This is a genomic window from Streptomyces hazeniae (genome assembly GCF_031845485.1).
In the GTDB taxonomy this organism is placed as follows: domain Bacteria; phylum Actinomycetota; class Actinomycetes; order Streptomycetales; family Streptomycetaceae; genus Streptomyces; species Streptomyces hazeniae.
On sequence record NZ_JAVREQ010000014.1, the window covers coordinates 99,975 to 120,880 of the forward strand.

At 73.5% G+C, this 20,906-nt stretch carries 20 protein-coding genes and 1 pseudogene; 12 read left to right on the forward strand and 9 right to left on the reverse strand.

All coding sequences use genetic code 11. The features are described 5' to 3' along the window. The first annotated feature begins 154 nt into the window (after window positions 1-154). The 3 genes from RM572_RS16680 (at window position 155) to RM572_RS16690 (ending at window position 4,079) form a co-directional block, all read left to right on the forward strand. The gene (locus RM572_RS16680; RefSeq protein WP_311674148.1) at window positions 155-1,483 is read left to right on the forward strand and encodes a M64 family metallopeptidase; all 1,329 of its coding nucleotides are present in this window, start codon (window positions 155-157) and stop codon (window positions 1,481-1,483) included. A 285-nt stretch (window positions 1,484-1,768) separates the two neighbouring features. Further along, complete coding sequence (locus RM572_RS16685) at window positions 1,769-2,647, forward strand: lysozyme (RefSeq protein ID WP_311674149.1); 879 nt, start codon at window positions 1,769-1,771, stop codon at window positions 2,645-2,647. A gap of 208 nt (window positions 2,648-2,855) precedes the next feature. Next, on the forward strand, window positions 2,856-4,079 hold the full coding sequence (locus tag RM572_RS16690) for a polysaccharide deacetylase family protein (RefSeq protein ID WP_311674150.1): 1,224 nt from the start codon (window positions 2,856-2,858) through the stop codon (window positions 4,077-4,079). Window positions 4,080-4,131: 52 nt separating this feature from the next. On the opposite strand, the gene RM572_RS16695 is transcribed toward RM572_RS16690, so the two are convergent. Next, window positions 4,132-5,805: an AMP-binding protein gene (locus RM572_RS16695; protein ID WP_311674151.1), complete on the reverse strand. Its 1,674-nt coding sequence runs from the start codon at window positions 5,803-5,805 to the stop codon at window positions 4,132-4,134. 224 nt (window positions 5,806-6,029) lie between these two features. Here RM572_RS16695 and RM572_RS16700 point away from each other — a divergent pair, with 224 nt between their 5' ends. After that, a complete protein-coding gene (locus RM572_RS16700; RefSeq protein ID WP_311674152.1) occupies window positions 6,030-7,475 on the forward strand; it encodes a WGR domain-containing protein in 1,446 nt (481 codons plus the stop codon). Between the two features lie 30 nt (window positions 7,476-7,505). Here RM572_RS16700 and RM572_RS16705 read toward each other — a convergent pair whose 3' ends face one another. Both RM572_RS16705 and RM572_RS16710 read right to left on the reverse strand, forming a co-directional pair. After that, complete coding sequence (locus tag RM572_RS16705; RefSeq protein ID WP_311674153.1) at window positions 7,506-8,210, reverse strand: class I SAM-dependent methyltransferase; 705 nt, start codon at window positions 8,208-8,210, stop codon at window positions 7,506-7,508. Window positions 8,211-8,355: 145 nt separating this feature from the next. Continuing rightward, window positions 8,356-9,576 carry a glycosyltransferase gene (locus RM572_RS16710; RefSeq protein WP_311674154.1) on the reverse strand — a complete coding sequence of 407 codons (1,221 nt, stop codon included), beginning with the start codon at window positions 9,574-9,576 and terminating at the stop codon, window positions 8,356-8,358. 228 nt (window positions 9,577-9,804) lie between these two features. Between RM572_RS16710 and RM572_RS16715 the strand changes: the two genes are divergently transcribed. After that, window positions 9,805-10,176, forward strand: coding sequence for a DUF4180 domain-containing protein (locus tag RM572_RS16715; RefSeq protein ID WP_311674155.1), 372 nt, complete (start codon window positions 9,805-9,807; stop codon window positions 10,174-10,176). A gap of 100 nt (window positions 10,177-10,276) precedes the next feature. Here RM572_RS16715 and RM572_RS16720 read toward each other — a convergent pair whose 3' ends face one another. Further along, complete coding sequence (locus RM572_RS16720) at window positions 10,277-10,600, reverse strand: DUF4333 domain-containing protein (RefSeq protein ID WP_311674156.1); 324 nt, start codon at window positions 10,598-10,600, stop codon at window positions 10,277-10,279. A 189-nt stretch (window positions 10,601-10,789) separates the two neighbouring features. On the opposite strand from RM572_RS16720, the gene RM572_RS16725 reads away from it, so the two are divergent. Then, the gene (locus RM572_RS16725) at window positions 10,790-11,467 is read left to right on the forward strand and encodes a TIGR03086 family metal-binding protein (RefSeq protein ID WP_311674157.1); all 678 of its coding nucleotides are present in this window, start codon (window positions 10,790-10,792) and stop codon (window positions 11,465-11,467) included. 39 nt (window positions 11,468-11,506) lie between these two features. Here RM572_RS16725 and RM572_RS16730 read toward each other — a convergent pair whose 3' ends face one another. Together RM572_RS16730 and RM572_RS16735 are read right to left on the reverse strand one after the other, a co-directional pair. Then, window positions 11,507-12,535, reverse strand: coding sequence for a S66 family peptidase (locus RM572_RS16730; protein WP_311674158.1), 1,029 nt, complete (start codon window positions 12,533-12,535; stop codon window positions 11,507-11,509). Between the two features lie 50 nt (window positions 12,536-12,585). Further along, window positions 12,586-13,485, reverse strand: coding sequence for a MerR family transcriptional regulator (locus tag RM572_RS16735; protein ID WP_311674206.1), 900 nt, complete (start codon window positions 13,483-13,485; stop codon window positions 12,586-12,588). A gap of 162 nt (window positions 13,486-13,647) precedes the next feature. Between RM572_RS16735 and RM572_RS16740 the strand changes: the two genes are divergently transcribed. Beyond that, on the forward strand, window positions 13,648-15,114 hold the full coding sequence (locus RM572_RS16740) for an alpha/beta hydrolase (RefSeq protein WP_311674159.1): 1,467 nt from the start codon (window positions 13,648-13,650) through the stop codon (window positions 15,112-15,114). Here the strand turns inward: RM572_RS16740 and RM572_RS16745 are convergent. Beyond that, the gene (locus RM572_RS16745; protein WP_311674160.1) at window positions 15,104-15,535 is read right to left on the reverse strand and encodes an ATP-binding protein; all 432 of its coding nucleotides are present in this window, start codon (window positions 15,533-15,535) and stop codon (window positions 15,104-15,106) included. The two genes, RM572_RS16740 and RM572_RS16745, sit on opposite strands and share 11 nt — an antisense overlap. A 153-nt stretch (window positions 15,536-15,688) precedes the next feature. Here RM572_RS16745 and RM572_RS16750 point away from each other — a divergent pair, with 153 nt between their 5' ends. Beyond that, window positions 15,689-16,525, forward strand: a complete 837-nt coding sequence (locus RM572_RS16750; RefSeq protein ID WP_311674161.1) for a helix-turn-helix domain-containing protein — start codon at window positions 15,689-15,691, stop codon at window positions 16,523-16,525. After that, a complete protein-coding gene (locus tag RM572_RS16755) occupies window positions 16,522-16,710 on the forward strand; it encodes a DUF397 domain-containing protein (RefSeq protein WP_311674162.1) in 189 nt (62 codons plus the stop codon). The genes RM572_RS16750 and RM572_RS16755 overlap by 4 nt, the downstream gene beginning before the upstream one ends. Window positions 16,711-16,861: 151 nt before the next feature. On the opposite strand, the gene RM572_RS16760 is transcribed toward RM572_RS16755, so the two are convergent. After that, a complete protein-coding gene (locus RM572_RS16760) occupies window positions 16,862-17,344 on the reverse strand; it encodes a MarR family winged helix-turn-helix transcriptional regulator (protein WP_311674163.1) in 483 nt (160 codons plus the stop codon). A gap of 85 nt (window positions 17,345-17,429) precedes the next feature. Here RM572_RS16760 and yczE point away from each other — a divergent pair. Beyond that, a pseudogene (gene yczE, locus RM572_RS16765) lies at window positions 17,430-18,134 on the forward strand (membrane protein YczE); the annotation flags it as partial. Further along, complete coding sequence (locus RM572_RS16770) at window positions 18,053-18,652, forward strand: NADPH-dependent FMN reductase (RefSeq protein WP_311674164.1); 600 nt, start codon at window positions 18,053-18,055, stop codon at window positions 18,650-18,652. The pseudogene yczE and the gene RM572_RS16770, both read left to right, overlap by 82 nt. Window positions 18,653-18,665: 13 nt before the next feature. Here RM572_RS16770 and RM572_RS16775 read toward each other — a convergent pair whose 3' ends face one another. After that, window positions 18,666-19,553 carry an aldo/keto reductase gene (locus RM572_RS16775; RefSeq protein WP_311674165.1) on the reverse strand — a complete coding sequence of 296 codons (888 nt, stop codon included), beginning with the start codon at window positions 19,551-19,553 and terminating at the stop codon, window positions 18,666-18,668. Between the two features lie 246 nt (window positions 19,554-19,799). On the opposite strand from RM572_RS16775, the gene RM572_RS16780 reads away from it, so the two are divergent. Further along, window positions 19,800-20,867: an endonuclease/exonuclease/phosphatase family protein gene (locus tag RM572_RS16780; protein WP_311674166.1), complete on the forward strand. Its 1,068-nt coding sequence runs from the start codon at window positions 19,800-19,802 to the stop codon at window positions 20,865-20,867. The last annotated feature ends 39 nt before the right edge of the window (window positions 20,868-20,906 follow it).

Sequence of the window (20,906 nt, forward strand, 5' to 3'; positions counted from 1 at the left end):
CACAGCCGTGAGAGCGCGACCAAGCGTTGACAGGTGCATCGCAGGTTCATAACGTGACGGCGCGCCGGCGGCGGGACGGGGGGCCTCGAACCGTGAGGCGACACCCGGGCCTCCGCGGGTGCACCGGAACCCCGACCCCACGAGAGGACCACCGGTGCGCACTGTCAGAACCCTCGCGGCCGCCTGCACGGCCGCCGCCGCAGCACTCGCCCTCGCCGCCCCCGGGCAGGCGGCCCCCGCCCCCACACCCGCCGACACGCCGTCCGAACGGATGCTGCACGTCGAGTACTTCGGCGAGGACGGCCACCCGCGCCACACCGAGGTACCGGCCGCGGCGCCCGACCGGCTGGCCCGCGACGGCTCCCACACCCCCGGCGCGACAGCCGGCGACGGCGACGTCACCACGATCGTGCAGAACGGGTCGACCGCCGAGAAGCTGGACATCGCCGTCATCGGCGACGGCTACACCGCCGCCGAACTCGACCACTTCCACACCGACGCGCGCGAGAGCTGGGACGCGCTGCTCGGCGTCGAGCCGTACACCGCGCACGCGGACCTGTTCAACGTCTGGGCGATCGACGCCGTCTCCGCCGAGTCCGGCGTCTCCGGCGACCCGGACCAGGGCGTCGTCCGTGACACCGCACTCGACTCCTTCTTCTGGTGCAACGGCACCGAGCGCCTGCTGTGCGTGGACACCAACAAGGTGGAGGACTACGCGGCCTTCGCGCCCGAGGCGGACCTGGTCGTCGTCATCGCCAACAGCAGCAAGTACGGCGGGGCCGGCTACAACCAGGTGAGTTCCGGCCTCGGTTACGACGGGATCGCCACCCACTCCGGCGACAACGCGCAGTCCGGCCTGGTCGCCGTGCACGAGACCGGTCACTCGCTGGGCAAGCTGGCCGACGAGTACGCCTACACCGACCAGACGTACACCGGCCCGGAGACCGCCGACTCCAACACGAGCGTGTACACGGAAGCCGAGATGGCGAGCCGCCAGACCAAGTGGCACCGGTGGCTGGGAGAGCCCACCCCGGACGGCGGCGTCATCGGCACCTTCGAGGGCGCGGCGTACCACACCCGCGGCATCCACCGCCCGAGCGAGAACTCGCTGATGCGGTCGCTGAGCAGCACGGAGTTCAACCTCGTCGGCCGTGAGGCCATGGTCGCCGGCTTCTACCGGCACGCCTCCGTGCTGGCCTCGGACACCGCCCGCACGGCGACGCTGACGCGCGCGGACGAGGTGTCCGTCCGCGTGCCGGACCTGACCGGCGGCGCATCGGTCGACGTCCGCTGGTACCTGGACAGCGAGGAGCTGCGGAAACTGCGCGGGGAGACGACCGTGAAGGTCGCCCGCGCCCTGGCCGCCGCCGACGGCGGCCCGCACCGCCTGCGCGCCCGCGCCACGGTCCGCACCGACGCCGTCCGTGACCCTGCGCTGCGCGGTGACCTCACCGACCAGCGCACCTGGCGCGTGGAGAAGTGACGCACCGTCGACTCGACGGGTGACGCGCTCACCCTGCGTCTTGTCGGCATGGCGGGAGCCGCCCCGGCGTTCTCGCCATGCCGACAAGGGACTTCCCTCCCGGCCCCCGCGCGTACGCCGGAACCTTCAGGGGTGAAAATTTCCTCCGGGCCCCGTGGTCCCACCGCCCCGGCAGAGGTCCGGACCACCGGCGGTGGACGGAACGTCTTTACACGACCGCGCAGAGCAGCTTCGCTTTGACGTGCTCGCGTCATTCCTCGTTCCCTCGCTGCCCCGGAGGCCCGCATGCACCCGCACAGAGCCCGCTCCCCCCGGCGTCGTCTGCACCGCACCGCCCTGGCCGGAGCCGCCGCTCTCGCCCTGATGCTGGGTACGGCAGGCGCCGCCACCGCGGCCCCCGAGAGCACTGGCGACCACGCGATCGAGGAGGGCCACGCCTACATGGGCGTGGGCCAGGAGATCCACGGAGCCCCCGAAGCGACCCCGCCGCCGGGCCTCGGCATCAAGGGCTCCGGGGGCGGCGTCCAGGGCATCGACGTCTCGCACCACCAGGGAGGCATCAACTGGGGCGCCGTGCGCAACTCCGGCATCCAGTTCGCGTGGATCAAGGCCACCGAGGGCACCAGCTTCGAGGACCCCCGGTTCAACACCAACTACACCGGCGCCTACAACGCCGGCGTCATCCGCGGCGCCTACCACTTCGCGCGCCCGAACGTCTCCAGCGGCTCCGCCCAGGCCAACTTCTTCGCCTCCAACGGAGGCGCGTGGTCGCGCGACAACCGCACCCTGCCCGGCGTCCTGGACATCGAGCACAACCCGTACGGCGCCATGTGCTACGGCAAGTCCACCTCACAGATGCGCAGCTGGATCTCCGCGTTCTACAACACCTACAAGTCGCGCACGGGCCGGGACGTGGTGATCTACACCACGGCGAGCTGGTGGAACACCTGCACCGGCCGCTGGGCGGGCATGGGCAACAAGAGCCCGCTGTGGGCCGCCCACTGGACGAGCAGCCCCTCCCCCACCATCCCCGCCGGCTTCCCCACCTGGACGGCCTGGCAGTACACCAGCACCGGCAGCGTCAACGGCGTCTCCGGAAACGTGGACCGCAACAAGTTCAACGGCAGCCGCTCGCGCCTGCTCGCCCTCGCCAACAACACCTGACCCGGCACCCCTCGGGACGGCGCAACGGGGACGGGCGTCCGGCGGTAGCCGGCTCCGCCCCCGTTGCGCGCGCAGGCCGCGTACGGCAGACCCGCGCCCTTCCGGCGACGGCGCCGGGGACGCAGCGCCGGCCCCGCAGTCACGTCATCTTGTCGTGTCCACTACCATCCTGGCCGACCGCTGCACGCCTGCCGAAGAAGGTGTCCTCGTGACCGGCCTCCGACGCTGGGCCGCACGCGCTGCGGCGCTGGCCCTCACCACCGCGCTGATCGGCGCCGGCACGGAGCTGACCGGGGACGGGCCGGCCCTCGACCACGCGGGGCCCGCTCCCGGCCCCACCTCCCCCGAGTCTCCCGAGCCGGACGGGCGGACGCGGCTGCTGGGAGACGGCTCCACCGCCGCGACCGGCCCGCAGCCGCACCAGCCGACTCCGGCCAGGCTCGAACCCGGCACGAAGCCACCGCAGTTCGTGGTCTTCTCCTGGGACGGCGCCGGAGAGGACGGCAACCGCCTCTTCTCCCGCTTCCGCAAGCTGGCGAAGAAGCACGACGCCTCCATGACCTACTTCCTCAGCGGCCTGTACGTGCTGCCCGAGGAGCAACGCGCGCGCTACCACCCGCCCCGACACTCGGTGGGCGCGTCGGACATCTCCTTCCTGTCGGACGGTCACATCCGCGCCACACTCCGGGAACTCCGCCTCGCCTGGCTCGACGGAAGCGAGGTCGGCACCCACTTCAACGGGCACTTCTGCGGACGCGGCGGAATCCGCGACTGGACGACCGCCGACTGGCACAGCGAGATCGGGCAGTCCAAGTACTTCGTCCAGCACTGGAAGACCACCACCGGCTGGAAGGGGATGCCCCCGCTGCCCTTCGACTACGACAAGGAGCTGATCGGCGGCCGCACCCCCTGCCTCGAAGGCCGTGACAACCTGCTCCCCGCAGCCAGGGACATGGGGTTCCGCTACGACTCCAGCGGCAACGGCACCCAGGTGTGGCCCGGCAAGGAGGAAGGGCTGTGGGACCTGCCCCTGCAGCAGATCCCCATGCCCGGGCGTGCGTTCGAGACCCTGTCGATGGACTACAACTTCCTCGCCAACCAGTCCGGCACGGTCAAGGGCGACCCCGCCAGGCGGGCGTACTGGGAGCGCCAGTGGCACGACGGGCTCCTGCAGGGCTTCCGCCGCGCCCACGAGGGCAACCGCGCCCCGATGATCATCGGCAACCACTTCGAACAGTGGAACGCCGGCATCTACATGGACGGCCTCGCCGAAGTCATCAAGACGGTGTGCCCGCTGGAGGACGTGCGCTGCGTCTCCTTCAAGCAGCTCGTCGACTGGCTCGACGTCCAGGACCCGCGCGTGCTGGCGAAGCTCCGCACACTGGGCGTCGGCGAGAAGCCGAAGGACGGCTGGAACACGTTCCTCCGGTGACACGGAGGGACCCGCTGCCCCGCGAACCCGAGCGATGGCTGCGGCGGCCCGGTCACTCCCGGTACTCCGTGCCCGGGGCGTCCGCGGCGTGGGCGCGGAGTTCGACGCGGCGGATCTTGCCGGAGATGGTCTTCGGCAGCTCGGCGAACTCCAGCACGCGGAGGCGCTTGTACGGCGCGAGCGTGGCGCGGGAGTGCTCGAAGAGCGCCTTCGCGGTCGCCTCGCCCGGCTCCCAGCCCTCCGCCAGGACGACGTACGCCTTGGGCACCGCCAGCCGTACCGGGTCCGGCGAGGGGACGACGGCTGCCTCCGCCACGGCCTCGTGCTCCAGCAGCGCGCTCTCCAGCTCGAACGGGCTGATCTTGTAGTCGCTGGCCTTGAACACGTCGTCGCTGCGCCCGACGTACGTCAGGTAGCCGTCCGCGTCACGGGAGGCGATGTCGCCGGTGCGGTAGAAGCCCCCGGCCATCGCCTCGGCGGTGCGTCCGGGGTCGCCGTGGTAGGCGGTGAGCAGGCCGACGGGGCGGCCCTCGGGTCCGTCGAGGCGAAGGCAGATCTCGCCCTCGTCGGCCGGTTCGCCGGTCGCCGGGTCGAGGAGCACCACGTCGAAGCCGGGCGTCGGCCGCCCCATGGACCCGGTCTTCAGCGGCTGCCCGGGGGTGTTGGCGACCTGCACGGCCGTCTCGGTCTGGCCGAAGCCGTCCCGGACGGTGACGTCCCACGCGCGCCGCACGTATTCGATGACCTCGGGGTTGAGCGGCTCTCCCGCCGCGACGACCTCACGCGGCACGTGGCGGAGCGTGCTCAGGTCGGCCTGGATGAGCATCCGCCACACCGTGGGCGGTGCGCAGAAGCTGGTCACACCCGCGCGGTCCATCTCGGCGAGCAGGCGCCCGGCGTCGAAGCGCGTGTAGTTGTGGAGGAAGATCGTCGCCTCGGCGTTCCACGGGGCGAAGAAGTTGGACCAGGCGTGCTTCGCCCAGCCGGGCGAGGAGATGTTGAGGTGCACGTCTCCGGGGCGCAGGCCGATCCAGTACATGGTGGCCAGGTGCCCCGCCGGGTAGGACAGGTGGCTGTGCTCGACCAGCTTGGGCTGCGCGGTGGTCCCAGAGGTGAAGTACAGCAGCAGCGTCTCGTCCGAGCGGGTCGGCCCGTCCGGCTCGAAGTCCGGCGAGGCGTCGTACGCCTCGGTGTAGTCGAGCCACTCGTGGTCGCCGCCGCCGACCGAGATGTGGCTGTAGCGGCCGGAGACGTCGGTGAACTTGGCCGTGTCCTGCGCCCGCACGATCACGTGCCGCGCCTGGCCCCGGGTGATGCGGTCCTGGAGGTCGGCGGGGCCGAGCAGCGGCGTGGCGGGGATGACGACCGCCCGCAGCTTCATGGAGGCGAGCAGCGTCTCCCAGAGTTCGACCTGGTTGCCGAGCATCAGCAGGATGCGGTCTCCGGGCCGGACGCCGGCGGTGCGACGCAGCCAGTTGGCGACCCGGTCGGACCGTTCGCGCATGCCGGCGAAGGTCACCTTCGTCTCGGCGCCGTCCTCCTCGACGATGTGCAGGGCGGTGCGCGCGTTGCCGTCCGCGATCACGTCGAACCAGTCGAGGGCCCAGTTGAAGTGCTCCGGCCGGGGCCAGGAGAACGCCGCCCGCGCCGCGTCGTAGTCCTCCCGGTGGCGGAGCAGCACGTCCCTGGCGCTGCGGAAGGCTTCGGTGGCGCCGGTCTGCGTCATGGCTTCTCTCCCTGCCTCTGCCTGCGTACGGACCCTCGCGGCCATCATCACCACGGCGCCCGGCGAGGCGCCAGCCTGCCGCGCCGAGGGTGGTGGGAGGCGGGACCGGGGACGGGTGTCAGTGGCTCGACCTAGTGTCGTTCCCGTCGCCAACGGTCCGACTTCTCGGCCCTGTTGGGCGCGTCGTCGTGTTCCTCCGTGCTGCCTCCCGGGAAGAGTGAGCCATGCCTGCTGTCGCCGATTCGACCACGTATTTGGAGCTTTCCGAAGAAGGCGCCGGTGCGCACAAGTTCTACGAGGTGCGGCACCTCGGCAGCGAGGTCACCGTCAGCTACGGACGCATCGGCGACCGTGGGCAGGTCCGCACGACGCGGTTCGCCACGCCGGAGAAGGCGGCGGCCGCCGCGTCCCGCAAGGTCGCGGAGAAGGTTCGCAAGGGGTACGCGCCCGCGGTGCGCGGGGTGCGGCAGCGCAGGCCGGTGACCCGCCGGGAGATCGTCAGCACCCGGTCGACCGCACGCCAGGCGCCGGTGCTGTGGCGGTTCCGCTCGGGCGCGCCCGCGTTCGGCGTGTTCGTCGGCGAGGACCGCGCCTGGGTGGGGAACCAGGCGGGAGACGTGTACACGCTCACCCACGACGGCGACGTCACGAGCCGGTTCGGGTTGCCGGACGGCGTGAAGTGCATCGTCGCCGACGACTTCTGGATCTACGCGGGCTGCGACGACGGCCGGGTCTACGACCTGAGCGGCAAGGTCCCGCACGTGGCGTACGAGATAGCCGAGGACGTCGACATCTACTGGCTGGACATCCACGACGGCGGGCTGGGCGTCTCCGACGCGCGGGGCGGTGTCACCCTCATCGACCACGAGGACGAGTACCAGTGGCGCCGCTCGGGGCGGGGCAGCAGCGCCTGGATGGTGCGCTGCGACGACGACGGGGTGTTCCACGGCGACTCGTACGGCGTGTCGATGTACGGCGCCGACGACGGAACGCCCGTCTGGTCGGCGCACACCGACGGCGCGGTGCTGTTCGGCTGGCAGGAGGCGGACGAGGTCTTCGCCGGTACGAGCCGGGGCTGGGTCCACCGGCTGGCCAAGGCGGACGGTACGTCGCGGGGCCGCTACCGCTGCGACGCGCCCGTCTTCTCGTGCGCCACCTCCCCGGACGGCCGGTACGTCTTCGCCGGGGACAACCACTCCTCCGTCTACTGCTTCGCCGCCGACGGCACCCGGCTGTGGAAGCTGGGCACCGGCTGCGGTTCCGCGTACTCCATGCAGTACCGGGACGAGCGGCTCTACCTGGTGACCACGGACGGCTCGCTGGCCTGCGTCGACGCGAGCGAGAGCGCCGTGCGGGACGCGGAGGGCGGCCACCTGCCGCAGACCGCGGACGTCAAGGCGGGCAGTCTGGAACGCGTCACGCCGCGGACGAGCGCCGAGGCGGTGCCGGTGTCCGCCGCCGTCCCGGCCGACGGCGTGGTGGTGGAGTGCGTCCAGGACGGTGCGCGGACCCGGGTACGGGTCGTGTCGCCGGGCTACGACGCGGCGTGGCACGTGCAGTTCCCCAAGGACATCCGCGTCCCCGGCGCCCGGTACGTCGTGACCGAGGTGCGGGAGTCCGGCCGCGGCGGGTTCTACCGTGCCCGCGGCGACATCCGCCGCCTGGTGTGAGCGCGGTGGCCGGGCGGCCGGGACGCCCCTTCACGGGCGGGGCGCGGGCGGACCGGCGGCCCCAGGGGCCTTCTCCGCGGCGAGCGCGAGGACGGCCGGCGTCGGCCCGCCGTCCTCGGCGAGCCGGGAGACGGCGAGCCCGGCGTCCACCAGCGTGTTGATCAGCTCCGGCAGCGGCCGGTGGAACGCGCCCGCCCGCGCGCGGACACCGTCGCCGCCCGTGGTGCGCTCCGTGCGGTGTCGCGCCAGATAGCCGGGGCGGAGCACGACCGCTTCGGGGTCGGTCCGGTCGGCGAACGCGCCGAAGAAGCAGGGGTGCAGGCCGATGTGCACGAACGAACCGCCCGGCCGCAGCACACGGGCTGCCTCGCGCAGCACGGCGGCGTAGTCGGGCATGTCGGTGTGCACCATGACCGCGACGGCGGCGTCCACGGAACCGTCCGCGAGCGGCAGCCGGGCCGCGTCGGCGTGCAGCACCGGCAGCCGGCCCCGGGCGTGCCGCAGCATCCCGGCCGAGACGTCGACCCCGAGCGGGGTCCTCCCGAGGCCGCGCAGCGTCGCGGCGTGCACGCCGGTGCCGCAGCCGATCTCCAGGCAGACCCCCTCGCCCTCTCCGAGCAGTGCGCGCAGGAGCGGCCCGTGGCTCCGGGGGTGCCCCGGCACGGGTTCGCGGCGGAGGAAGTCGTGCTCGTACCAGTCCGCGATGCCGTCGTAGGCCGCCGCCGTCGCCGTCATCCGTTCCGCCTCTCGCCGTTCCCGCCCGGTCACGGAGGACCGTGCCCGCGCCGGCCGGGTGCCGTGCGGAATTCCGCTGTGGACGGAACCGGGCTGCTGCGTGGCTGCGGCGACCCGACTGCCGCAGCCACGCACGGGCACGCCGTCACCGCCGGCCGGCCATGTCGAGGAGCAGCTTCGCCGCGGCCTCCGCCCCGTCGGAGCGGACCGTGCCGGCGACCTCGGCGGCCCGGTCGCGGGTGCCGGGGGCGAGGGCGGTGTCCAGGGCGGCCGACAGCGTCGGGCACGTCGGCGTCGGACCGTCGTGTGCCGCCCCGATGCCCAGCGCGGCGACCCGCCCCGCCCAGTACGGCTGGTCCGCCAGTTGCGGCACCACCACCTGCGGTACGCCGGCCCGGGCGGCGGTCGTGGTGGTGCCGGCGCCGCCGTGGTGGACCACCGCGGCCACCCGCCGGAAGAGCGCCTGGTGGTTGACCTCGCCCACGACGAGGCAGTCGTCCCGGTCGTCGATCGCGGACAGGTCGGCCCAGCCGCGGGAGACGAGGGCGCGGCAACCCTGCGCGCGTACCGCTTCGATGGCGGCCCGGGCCACGTCCCCCGCGCCGTGCAGGGGCATGCTGCCGAAGCCGACGTACACCGGAGGAGTGCCCGCGTCCAGGAACGCGAGCAGTTCGGGCGCGAGGGGGGTGGTGTCGGGCAGGACCCAGGCGCCGGTCTGGACGACGTCGAGCTCCGGCACGCCCTGCCAGGGGTCCAGCGCGGGGTCGGTGGCCAGCCAGGGGCGGGAGCCGATGACCCAGTCGCGGACGGCGTCCACCGGCGGCAGGCCGTACGCCGCCCGGTTGGTGTTCAGCGCCTCGCCGAAGAGGGCGTCGACGTTCTCCGCGTCCAGGTCCCACAGTGCCCGGTTGTCGGTCACGTCGGGCGGGAGCGGGCGGCCCGGGTAGGCCAGCGGCGGGCGGTGCGGCGAGGGCAGGGTGAGCTGCTGGAAGGTGGCGGACACCGCGGGGACGCCCCGCTTCTCGGCGATCGACAGCGCCCCGGCGGCCGTCGGCAGCATGCCGGTCGCCACCATCAGGTCGCACCCCTCGGCGGCCGGGAGGATCGTTTCGAACTGACCGGCGATCAGCTGGGCGGCGCGCTCCGGGACGGTCGTGCGCGCCTTCGGCGCGGACCTCGTCAGTTCGCGTGCCGACGGGCCGACCGGCACCAGCGGCACGCCGGCTCCGGCGAGCCGCCGCGCGAAGTCCTCGTCCGGCGGGGCGCACACCCGCACCTCCGCCCCCCGGTCCCGCAGCCGCACCGCGAGCCCCAGCATCGGTTCGACGTCCCCTCGCGACCCGTACGTCGACAGCAACACGCGCATGGCGCTCCCCGTTTCTCCCGTCCCGGCCTGTTCCGGCTACGGCGGGTGATTCTGCGGCACCACCGGGGCCTTGCCGCAAGGCCCCCCGTGCGCTATACCTTGAGAGTGGCAAGGAGCGGCAGGATCTCCTTGCCTTTCTTGTTGCCCTTCTCGCCCCGGCCGTGTCGCCCTGGTCCGAGAGGGGAAACTCCGTCGCGTGCGAGGGCCGCGCGGGGCTAGCGTGCCCGCATGAGCGCCTTGGAGACGATGCACGACGTGCCCGTGCTGGTGTGCGACGCGGAGGGTGCGCCCGTCGCGTGCGTACAGGACGCGCTGGATCTGATCGGCGACGGCGGCTACCAGGGTGCCCGCTGGGTCGTCGTGCCCGTCGAGAGGTTCGACGAGGCGTTCTTCCGGCTGCGCACGCGGCTCGCCGGTGAGATCGTGCAGAAGTTCGCCCAGTACGCCATGGGCCTGGTCGTCCTCGGAGACGTCTCCGGCCACACGGAGGCGAGCGACGCTCTGCGCGACTTCGTCCGGGAGTGCGACCGCGGCCACCAGGTCTGGTTCGCCGCGACGCGCGAGGAGTTGGCGGAGAGGTTCGCAGCCCGAGCCTCGTGAGAACCGCCCCGGCGGCGCGTGAGGCCGGGGGAGACGCCCGAGCCCGCCGGGCCGGGCACGGCACCGGCAGGTCGGGGGCGTCCGGGAGGAGCCGAAGCCGTCAGGAGGTCGGCTTGTCGTCGGCCTTGATGTCGAAGTTGATCTGGGTGCCTTCGACGGAGGTCACGGTGACGGTCACGCCGATGGTGCTGCCGTCGGCGGCGGTCAGGGTGCAGCGGGTCTTCGTGCCGACCTCGCCCGCGAGGTCCTCGGGGCAGGTGACGTCCGGCTCGGGCCGGCCGGTGGCCTCGGCGAGCTTCTGGGCGACGGTGTCGGCCAGCGTGCCGGAGTCCAGCGTCGGCGTGCCCGAGCAGCCGGTCAGCAGCGCGCCTGCGGCCACCGTGGCGAGGACGGAGCCGGCGGCGTGCAACGTGCGTGTGCGCATGGAGAGTTCCCCCGTGTGGAAGATCAGCAGATGAAATACCCGGGGAGCTTACCGGCACGGCGCACGGCCTCGGCACGGGCCGGGTCTCCCGCCTCCCGGTCGACGGTCCGCCGCGTCCGTTCCCGGGCGGGCGATGATTTTCACGGCCGGCGGGAGTCGGTACGGGCAGGACTTGCGAGGAGGACGGTCATGCCCGAGAACACCACGCCCGAGAACGCCACGCCCCGCAGCGGCGCGCCCGACGGCGGCGCCGGAGCCGCCGCGCCGCGACCCGACCTCCGCGACGCCGCCGACCGGGTCGCGGCGCTGGTCGCGGAGATCCGCGACGACGAGCTGGGCGGCCCCACACCGTGCGAGGACATGAGCGTGGGGGCGCTGCTGGACCACTTGATGGGCCTGACGCTGGCCTTCCGCCTGGCGGCGGAGAAGGTGTCCGCACCGCGGGGGGAGGACGGCGCCCCGCCGCCGGGGCCAGGTGAGCCGTCGGCCGACCGCCTGGACCCGGCGTGGCGCAGCGAGCTGCCGGCCCGGCTGGACGCGCTGGTGACCGCCTGGCGGAGCCCTGCGGCGTGGGAGGGCGAGGCGGAGGCCGGCGGCGTGGTGATGCCCGCCGAGGTGATGGGGCTGGTCGCGATGAACGAGCTGGTCGTCCACGGCTGGGACGTCGCCCGCGCGACCGGGCGGCCGTACGCGTGCGCCCCGGAGACCGTCGACGGGATTCTCGTGTTCCTCCGTCGGACGGCGGAGGAGACCGGTGGCCAGGGTGCCCCCGGCCTGTTCGGCCCGGTCGTCCCGGTCCCCGGGGACGCCCCGCCGCTGGACCGGGCCGTCGGCCTCGCGGGCCGCGACCCCGCCTGGCGGCCGTGACCGGGCAGGCGTGACGGGACGGGCCGCGACCGGCCGGGCTCAGGCGAGGGTCTGGGTGATCTCGCTGCGCGTCGGCGTGTGGACGACGTGGGCGAGTGCGCCGTTGACGAGCGGGAGGTACGGCGGGACGTGGCCGCAGTCGACGTCGGCGAGGATCGGCACGCCCAGCGGTCCGAGCGCGTCCAGCACCGCCTCGTGCTGGGTGAGGGTGTCCGTGTCGGGGGCCGCCGTGCGGCCGACGAGGACGGCGTTCGCGCCCTCGAAGAACCCGGCGAGCCGCATGCCGTGCAGGTTGCGGCAGATGGAGAACGCGTTGTCCTCGCACGCCTCCACGTAGACCAGCAGACCGTCCTCGGACGCGGCGCGGGCGAAGGCCGTGGTGTCGGCGTACGGGGTGCCGGAGAGGTTGCAGAGCGTCTCGATGCAGCCGCCGAGGAGGCGCCCCCGCACGTCGAGATCGGCGTCGGAGTCGAGCCGCTTCCAGCGGCCGGGGGTGTCGAGCGTGTACGTGTGCGCCTCCGGGTCGCCCACCCAGTCGTCCCAGCCCGAGGCGCGGTGCCGGCCGGGGGGTGTCTGGGTGAAGCGGCTGCCGGGCGCGAGGGTGACGATGTCCAGCCAGCCGAGCAGCCCTTCGGGCACCCGATAGGGGGTGTCCATCAGGTTGTTGCCGTGCAGGGTGGCCATGCCGGAGACGAGGGTGAGCGGCGTGAGCAGGGTGGAGACGTCGGAGAAGCCGACCACCCAGGTCGGTTGGGCGTCCCGCAGCCGCGCGAAGTCGAGGTGCGGTATCACGTCGATGCCGGTCTCCCCGCCCCACGGCGGCACGACGGCACGGATGGCCGGGTCGAGCAGCATCTCCGTCAGTTCGCGGGCGCGTTCGGGCGCGGGGGCGCTGAGGTGCGTGGTGCCGTCGAGGCAGTCGCCGACGACGACCTCGAAGCCGCGGGCCTCGATGGTGCGGACGGCGACGTCGAGGCGGGCCCGCAGTTCCTTGGGCACGCCGCTGGAGGGGGCGGTGACGCCGACGCGGTCACCGGGGACGAGGGGGCGGGGGAAACGGATCGACATGTCGGGATGCTGGCACGCCCGCGCCCGCTCCGCACCGGGATTTCCGCCGCTCACCGGCTCGTGGCGGCCAGGTGCCGGGCGAGGGCGGTGCGCAGCCAGGTGTCGCAGTCGCCCGGGGTGGGCTCGGCCGGGCCCTGGAGGTCGGAGACGAGCTGCCAGTAGCGGTCGATGCGGGGTTCCGCGTCGAGCAGGCCGCCCAGGCGGCTCCGGTAGGCGGGGGTGTCGCGGGTGCCGTGCCCGTCGGCGTGGGCGGCGACGAAGCGGTCCAGGGCTTCGCCGTCGCCGGGCGGCCGCCCGGCACGCAGGGACGGTGACGTGAGGTCGAACGCCTCGATCAGTCCCGCGTACAGCACGTCCGGGCGCCCGCCGCCGGGCCGGTGCGCGGCGGGCTGGGCCGACGGCTTGCCGGGGCGGGCGTCGCGGACGAGGGCGTGCAGCCGGGCGAAGGCCAGCACGTGTGCCGGGGCCGGGTCGGCGGGCGGTTGCGGCACACACCGGTCCACGACCTCGGCGCGCAGCGACGCCGGGAGCCTCGGCGGCAGCCAGAGCCGCCAGAAGCGGGCGAGCGCGGCGGTGTCGGGCGGGGTGGTGGCGGTGCCGATCAGGCGCAGCCGGTCGGCGCGTTCTCCGGGCGGGGCGTCGTGGAGGAGCTGGAGGGCGGCTTCCCGCCAGCGCAGCGCGGTCAGCCGGGTGCCGACCTCCCGCAGTCGTGCGGCGACGACGTCCTCCAGCGCCGGCGCGCTGTCGAGGACGCGCCCCACGTCCGGCACGGGCAGGTCGAGGGCGCGCAGGGAGCGGATGAGACGGAGACGGTCCAGCGCCTCGGGCCCGTAACGCCGGTGACCGCCCGCACTGCGGGACGCCTCGGGCAGCAGCCCGCGGTCCGAGTAGAAGCGCACGGTCTTGACGGTGACCCCGGCCTCCGCGGCGAGTTCGCCGATGGTGCGCAGGCCGCCGGCGGTGCCGGGGTGCGGGGCGCGGGTGGTCCCGGACGCGGGCGCGTCGTCGGAGGGACCGTTCTCGGCGGGCACGTCTTGAACCTCCCTCAGGGGGAGTTCCTACGGTACCGGCGGCCGGGAGCGGCCTGACGAGGACGAGGTGAAGGCGGGGCGATGACGACGTACGTGCTGGTGCCGGGGATGCACACCGGCGGCTGGGTGTGGGACGCGGTGGGTGCGCGCCTGCGCGAGTCGGGGGCGGCGGTGCACGCGGTGACTCCGGCGGGGGCGGGACTGGCGGCGGTGGAGCTGGAGACGCATGTCGAGCAGGTCGCCCGGCTGCTGGACGAGGTGGACGGCAGGGACGTGGTGCTCGTCGCCCACGGGTACGGCGTGCTCCCGATGCTGGGTGCGGCGGCGCGCAGGCCCGACCGGGTGGCGCGCCTGGTGTACGTGGACACCCCGCCGCCCGGGGAGGGCACCACGGCGGCGGGGCTGCTGCCGGGCGTGGACGTGCCGGAGGACGGCGGTCCGCTGCCGCCGCCCGCACCGGAGGACTGGGCGCGCCTCGGCAGTACGTCGGGCGTGCCGGAGGAGGCGCTGGCCCGCCTGTCGTGCCGCGCCCGCGCGCAGCCGTACGCGACGCTCACGCGGCCGCTGCGGCTCGGCGGCCCACTGCCCGAGGTGCCCACGACGGGCGTGCTGTGCACCGCGAACGGCGCGGGCGTCGCCGCCGTGCAGGCTCTGGTGGACATGGGCGACCCCGGGCTGCGGGCGCTGGCGCGGCCGGACGTGGGCTTCTTCGAACTGGACACCGGCCACTGGCCGATGCTCTCCACGCCCGGCGCGCTGGCGGACGTGCTGCTGCGGGCCGCCCGCGACGAGGGCCGCCGACTCACCGTTCCCGACGGTGACCTCCCGCCCCACCTGCGGCCGTTCCTGCTGGAGGTGTCGGAACGGCCGCGGGAGCGGGACGGCCGGGTCGACCTGTACCCGCCCGACGCCGGCACGCCGCGACCGGGGGTGCTGTTCGTCCACGGCGGCCCGGTGCCGCAGGGCGCACGGCCCACGCCGCGCGACTGGCCGGCGCTCGTCGGGTACGCCCGGTACGCGGCGGAACTCGGCGCCGTCGGCGCGACGGTCGACCACGGTCTGCACGACGTCGCGGACTACGCCCGCGCCGCCGAGGACGTCGCCGCGGCCGTCGCACGCGTACGGGCGGACCCGCGCGTGGACGGGAGCCGGGTCGCGCTGTGGTTCTTCTCCGGCGGCGGCCTGCTCGCGGCGGACCGGCTGGCCGCTCCTGCGCCGTGGCTGCGCTGCGTCGCGGCGACGTACCCGGTGCTCGCGCCGCTGCCGAACTGGGGCCTGGCCGGCTCCCGCTTCCGCCCGGCAGACGCGGTGCGCGGCGCGGGCCGACTGCCGCTGGTGCTCACGCGGGTGGAGCGCGAACGGCCCGAGATCGCCGCGACGGTCGCCGCGTTCGTCACCGCGGCGAGGGAGTGCGGGGCGGACCTGGAGGTGATCGACGTGCCGGGCGGCCACCACGGGTTCGAGACCGTCGACCACACGGAGGAGGCGCGCCGGGCGGTGCGGCACGCGATGCGTTCCGTGCTGGGACACCTCGGCCTCAGGTGCTGAGCTCCGCCCACACCGTCTTCAGCGGGAACGGCCCGGTGCGGACGCCCCACCGGTCGGCCAGCGCCTCGACCAGCAGCATGCCGCGTCCCGACTCGGCGTCGTCGGCCGGTGGCCGCCGCCCGCCGGTGGGCAGGCGCTCGCACCGCGTGTCGGTGACCTCGATACGCAGGCCCGCCGCCTCCAGCGTGAGCGTCAGCCGGAAGTCACGGCCGCCGACCCGCCCGTGCAGGACGGCGTTCGCCGCGAGTTCGGCGACGAGCAGGGCGGCGGTGTGGGAGAGGTCGGAGCCGTACGGCAGCCCCCACGTGTCGAGTTGGTGAGCCGTGAACCGGCGCGCGAGACGCGCACCCCGGCGCGTCGAGCTGAACAGCTGCGTGAACGTGCGAGCGGGAACGGTGGGTCGTGGAAGTGCTGCGGTCATGCGGCCGAGCGTCGCCGGGGCGGGGGCGCGCACCCAGGTTCTGCACTGGTACAAGCGGTTTTGGGTGGGTGCACTCAGTGGACAGGGTGGGATACGTACGGTGACGATGTGTCAGTTGGTGTTCGGTCAGGGGCACGTGGGAGGTCACCGGACATGCTGGACGGCAAGTCGGGATTCGAAGGGGAACCGGAGACGTCGGAGAGCCTGCGCACCTTCGGTGCGGTGCTCAAGGCGCTGCGCGAGGAAGCGGGTCTGACGCAGGAGGAGTTCGCGCCGCGGGTGGAGTACTCCGTGCACTACGTGGCGAAGATCGAGCAGGGCAAACGGTTCCCGCCGCCACGGTTCATCGAACGGGCCGGCGCGGCACTGGAGTGCCCCCGCGTGCTGCGGGCCGCCGGACGCCACCTGTCCCGTCGGCCGGGCCTCGCCTCGTGGTTCCACCAGTGGGCGGGCATCGAGGAGGAGGCGATCTCCCTCTACGCCTACGAATGCCGGGCCATCCCTGGCCTGCTGCAACCCGAGCCGTACATTCGCGCCATCTTCGACGGGCGATTGCCCCCACTGACCGACGAGCAGATCGAACGTCAGGTCGCTGCGCGTCTGGCCAGGCAGAGTCTTCTCCACGAGCGGCCGAACACCGCGTTCAGCTTCGTCATCGAGCAGGCGTTGATCAGCAGATGTGTTGGAGGCGTCGAGGTCACAACTCGACTCATCGACCACCTGCTGCGCCAGAGTCGCCTGAACAACGTGGAGGTACAGATCATGCCGCTCCGGCAAGAGAATCACGGAGGCGTGGACGGTTTGATGTACCTCGCAGAAACCGGCCACAATCACTGGGTCGGCTACTCAGAAGGCCAACAGTCGAGCATCCTCATCACCGAAGCGGATGATGTGAGCGCGATGCTCCAGCGCTATGGCAAGCTGCGTTCACAGGCCCTCGATCCCAGGGCCTCGGCGAACTTGCTGGAACAGATGCGAGGAGCGCTATGACCACCGAGTTGATCTGGACCAAGAGCAGCTACAGCGGCAGCTCGGGCGACAACTGCGTCGAGGTGGCCGCGTGTGCGGACACCGTGCACGTGCGGGACTCCAAGGTCACCGCCGGACCGCAGCTCGCCGTGGCGCCCGTCGCGTGGGCCTCGTTCGTCGGCTACGCCGCGCACGCACAGCGCTGAGGTGGACCCGGGCCCCCGCGTGGATGCGGCAGCGATGTTGCCGTATCCACGCACGGGGCGTACGGCGGTGAAGGGCTGCGCATTCCGTGACCGCCGGACGTGCGGCGCATCGCCGAGCCCGGCCCGCACCCGCGCGCCGCGTGCCGCGCGCTCAGGAGTCCGGCGCGCCCTGCGCGCCGTCGACGAGGCGGGAGACGACCGTCTCTCCGATCTCGGCGAAGGCGTCGATCTGCTCGCTGGTCAGCAGGTGGATGAAGTGCCGCCGGACCGACGCCACATGGGGTGGGGCGGCCGTCTCGATGGTCCGTACCCCCTCGGGCGTGAGGACGGCGTTCGCGCCGCGACCGTCCGTCTGGCACTCCTCGCGGACGACGAGGCCGCGCTTCTGCATGCGCGCGAGATGGTGGGACATCCGGCTCCGCGACCAGAGCATGCGGTCGGCGAGCTCGGTGACGCGCCGCCGGTGCCCGGGGCTGGACCCCAGAACCGACAGCACGTCGTAGTCGGGTTCGGAGAGGCCGCTGTCCCGCGCGAGATCCCGCGCGAGTCGTGAGTTGAGCAGCAGGAACATCCGTCGGTACGCCTGCCACGCGCGCTGTTCGCGCTCGGTGAGCCACTGCGGTTCCTCGCTCATGCCGCGATCCTACTCCACTTTGGTTGACGCATCACCTACTTCCGTGCACAGTAGTAGATGACACGTCAACCAAAAGGAGGGCGGGGTGACAGCAGAAGCCACGGAGTCGCAGGGCGGCGTCTCCCTGCTCCGCAGGCTCGTCCGCCTGTATTCCGGGCTCGTGCTGTTCGGGGTGAGCATCGCCGCGCTGGTCGCGGCGGCGCTGGGGCTGCCCTCCTGGGACGTGTTGCACGAGGGGGTGGCGCGCAGCACCGGAGTCCCGTTCGGGGGCGTCGTGGTCGCGACGGGGGCTCTGGTGCTGCTCGCCTGGCTGCCGCTGCGGGTACGCCCCGGCCTGGGCACGCTCAGCAACGTGGTGGTCGTCGGGCTCGTCGCGGAGGTCGCGCTCGCGGTGCTCCCCCGCCCGGAGACGCTCGCCGTCCGGGTGCCGCTCCTGGTGGGGGCCGTCGTCCTCAACGGCTTCGCCACCGGCCTCTACATCGGTGCCGGCTTCGGCCCCGGGCCGCGGGACGGGCTGATGACCGGCCTGGCGCGCCGAGGCGTGTCGGTCCGCGCGGCGCGCTCGGCCATCGAAGTCGTCGTCCTGGTCTCCGGCTGGCTGCTGGGCGGCACGGTCGGCTTCGGCACGGTGCTGTTCGCGGTGGCCATCGGCCCCCTCGCGCAGTTCTTCCTCCGACGGCTCCACCTCACCGAAAGGGATGTGCCACCGTGCACCGTCTCCTCGTCCTCTCCGCCAGCACACGTAGTGTCTCCGCCGGCCGCCCCCTCGCCGTCTGGCTCGCCGGACTCGCCGGGCGGCGCCCGGAGTTCGACACCTCCCTCGTCGACCTGCGAAGCGTGGCCCTGCCCTTCCTCGACGAGCCCGAGCACCCCGCCGAAGGCCGGTACGTGCACCGGCACACCAAGGAGTGGAGCGCCGTCGTCGGGGCCGCGGACTGCTTCGTCTTCGTGATGCCGATGTACAACGGAGGCTTCAGCGCCCCGCTGAAGAACGCGATCGACCACCTGCACGCCGAGTGGCGGGGGAAGCCGGTGGGCCTCGTCAGCTACAGCGCGGGAACGTCCGGAGGGGCACCCGCCATCGAGATGCTCCGGCCCGTACTGGGCCGTGTCGGCCTTCTCCCGGCGGAGGAGACGTTGTCGGTGCCCGGCATCGAAGAGCGGATCGGTCCGGACGGCACGTTCCGGGCGACGCCCGCGTGCGCCGGGGCCGCCGGGTCCGTCCTCGACGCGGTCGCCGCGCTCACCCGTGCGGCAGGTCCGGCCGACGAACCGAGCGGCGAGCAGAGCGCACGGCAGCCCGTCTAGGCACCGGAATCGTTCACTGTGCTTGCAGGCGTGCCAGGTCCTCGGCCGACAGACGGATCGCCCCGACCGCCAGGTTGGCGATCAGGTGGCGCGGGTTCGCCGTGCCGGGGACGGCCAGCACGTGGTCTCCCTGGTGCAGCGTCCAGGCGAGGCGGATCTGCGCCGGGCTGACGTCGTGCTCCCGGGCGACCGCGAGCAGCCGGTCCTCGTACTCTCCCGTCGCACCCGCGTCGCCGCCCTCGCGGGCGATCGCGTAGTACGGGACGAACGCGATGCCCTGCTCGCCGCAGGCCCGCAGCACCTCGTGGCGGTCCGGCGTGGACCCCAGCCCGAAGGCGTTCTGCACGCAGACCACCGGTGCGAGGGTCTGCGCCTCGGCGAGCTGGTCCACCGTGACGTTGGAGACGCCGAGGTGGCGGATCAGCCCGGCCTCCCGCAGCTCCGCGAGGGCGCCGAAGTGCTCGGCGAGGGAACGGTCGGAGGCGCTGCCCGGCAGCCGGAGGTTCACCAGGTCGAGGTGGTCCCGTCCGAGCTGCCGCAGGTTGTCCTCGACCTGGCCCCGCAGTTGGGCCGGATCGGCCCACCACCACTCCCCCGCCGCGTCCCGGCCCGGCCACACCTTGGTGGCGACGACCAGGTCCTCGCGGTAGGGGGCCAGCGCTTCGCGGATCAGCGCGTTGGCGGAGCACTCGGGGGAGGAGAAGTAGAAGGCGGCGGTGTCGATGTGGTTGACGCCCAGTTCCACGGCACGGCGCAGCAGAGAGATCATCGCGTCCCGGTCGGTCGGCGGGCCGTCGAATCCTCCGCACAGGCGCAGTGCGCCGTAGCCGAGACGGTTGACGGTGCGGTCGCCGAGGGTCCAGGTCCCCGCCGCCGAAGCGGTGATCATCTCAAGAGCCATGGCCGGGAGTGTGCCACCAGTCGGGCGGTCCGCCCAGTGAACGTCGTGTGAGGCTTCCGGAACGTGACGGGCGAGCGGACCGGCGGTGACGGCCTGCCCGCACGGAGACGTTGGGCTGCACGGGTGAAGGGTGAGCGGGTGCCGGGCCGGCCCCGGGCCCGGGAAGCGTGCGGGTGGTGTGCGCGACATGCGACGGACGGGGGGGGATGTCCGCACCTCGGGGCCGTGATGGGGCACCATCGGCATGTGCAGCCGGGGGCAGACGACTACGAGTACCGGGGCGCGCCGCCGCCCGAGCTGCGGGGCGCGCCGGACCCGCCACCCGCACCGCGCGACGCCCACGCGGCGGCACGGCGCGCCGCCAGACGTCGGCGGCGGCGGGTGTGGGCGTGGCTGGCGGTGCTGTTCCTGCTGCCGTTCTCGGTGCCCCTGGTCTTCCGCGGCCTCGATCTCGACGGGCCGTCACCCGTGCCGCAGATGCTGGCGTTCCTGCCGTGGTTCCTGGCTCCGGCGTGGCTCGGGCTGGTCGCGGCGGTGCTCGCGCGCCGGGTGCTGCCGGTGGTGTGGGCGGTCGCGGTGCTGGTCGCCACGGGATGGTTCCTCCAGCCGTACGGGCCGGACGCTCCGGCCGGGACGTCCGATCCGCCGGGAAACCGGTTCCGCGTGCTGACCGCGAACCTGCACCACGGCGACGCCCTGCCCGCGCTGCGTGAACTGCTGCGCGACGAACGGCCGCAGCTGGTCGCCGTGCAGGAGTGCGACCCGGCCTGCGCGGCGGCGCTGCGGGCGGACGAGGTGCGGGACCTGTATCCGCACCGGGTGATCGTCGAAGGCGGGTCGGCGGAGGGCTCGGCGCTGCTCAGCGCGTACCCGCTGCGCAGCGCGCCGCCCGTGCCGGGGATGCTGGCCATGCCGGGGGCCGTGGTGGACGTCGGGGACCGGTCGCTGAGGTTGCAGCTCGCGCATCCGATGCCGCCGCTGCTGGAGACGATCGGGCCGTGGGAGCGCGAGCTGGGGCGGCTCGCGGACTTCGCGGACGAGCGGGCGGGCGAACCGCTGGTCATGGCGGGCGACTTCAACGCCACGCAGGACCACGCGGCGTTCCGCGCGGTGCTGGACGCGGGGCTGGGCGACGTGGCCCGCCTGGAGGGGCGGTCGCGTACGCCGACCTGGCCGACGCAGACGGCGCCGCCGCTGGGGGCGCAGATCGACCACGTGCTGGTGAGCGACGACTTCGACACCCACGGGGTGACCTTCTTCGACCTCCCGGGCTCGGACCACCGCGCGGTGCTGGCGGACATCGCCCTGCGATAGTCGGCCGGATGCCGGCCGGGTCGGCCGGAGACGGGCTGG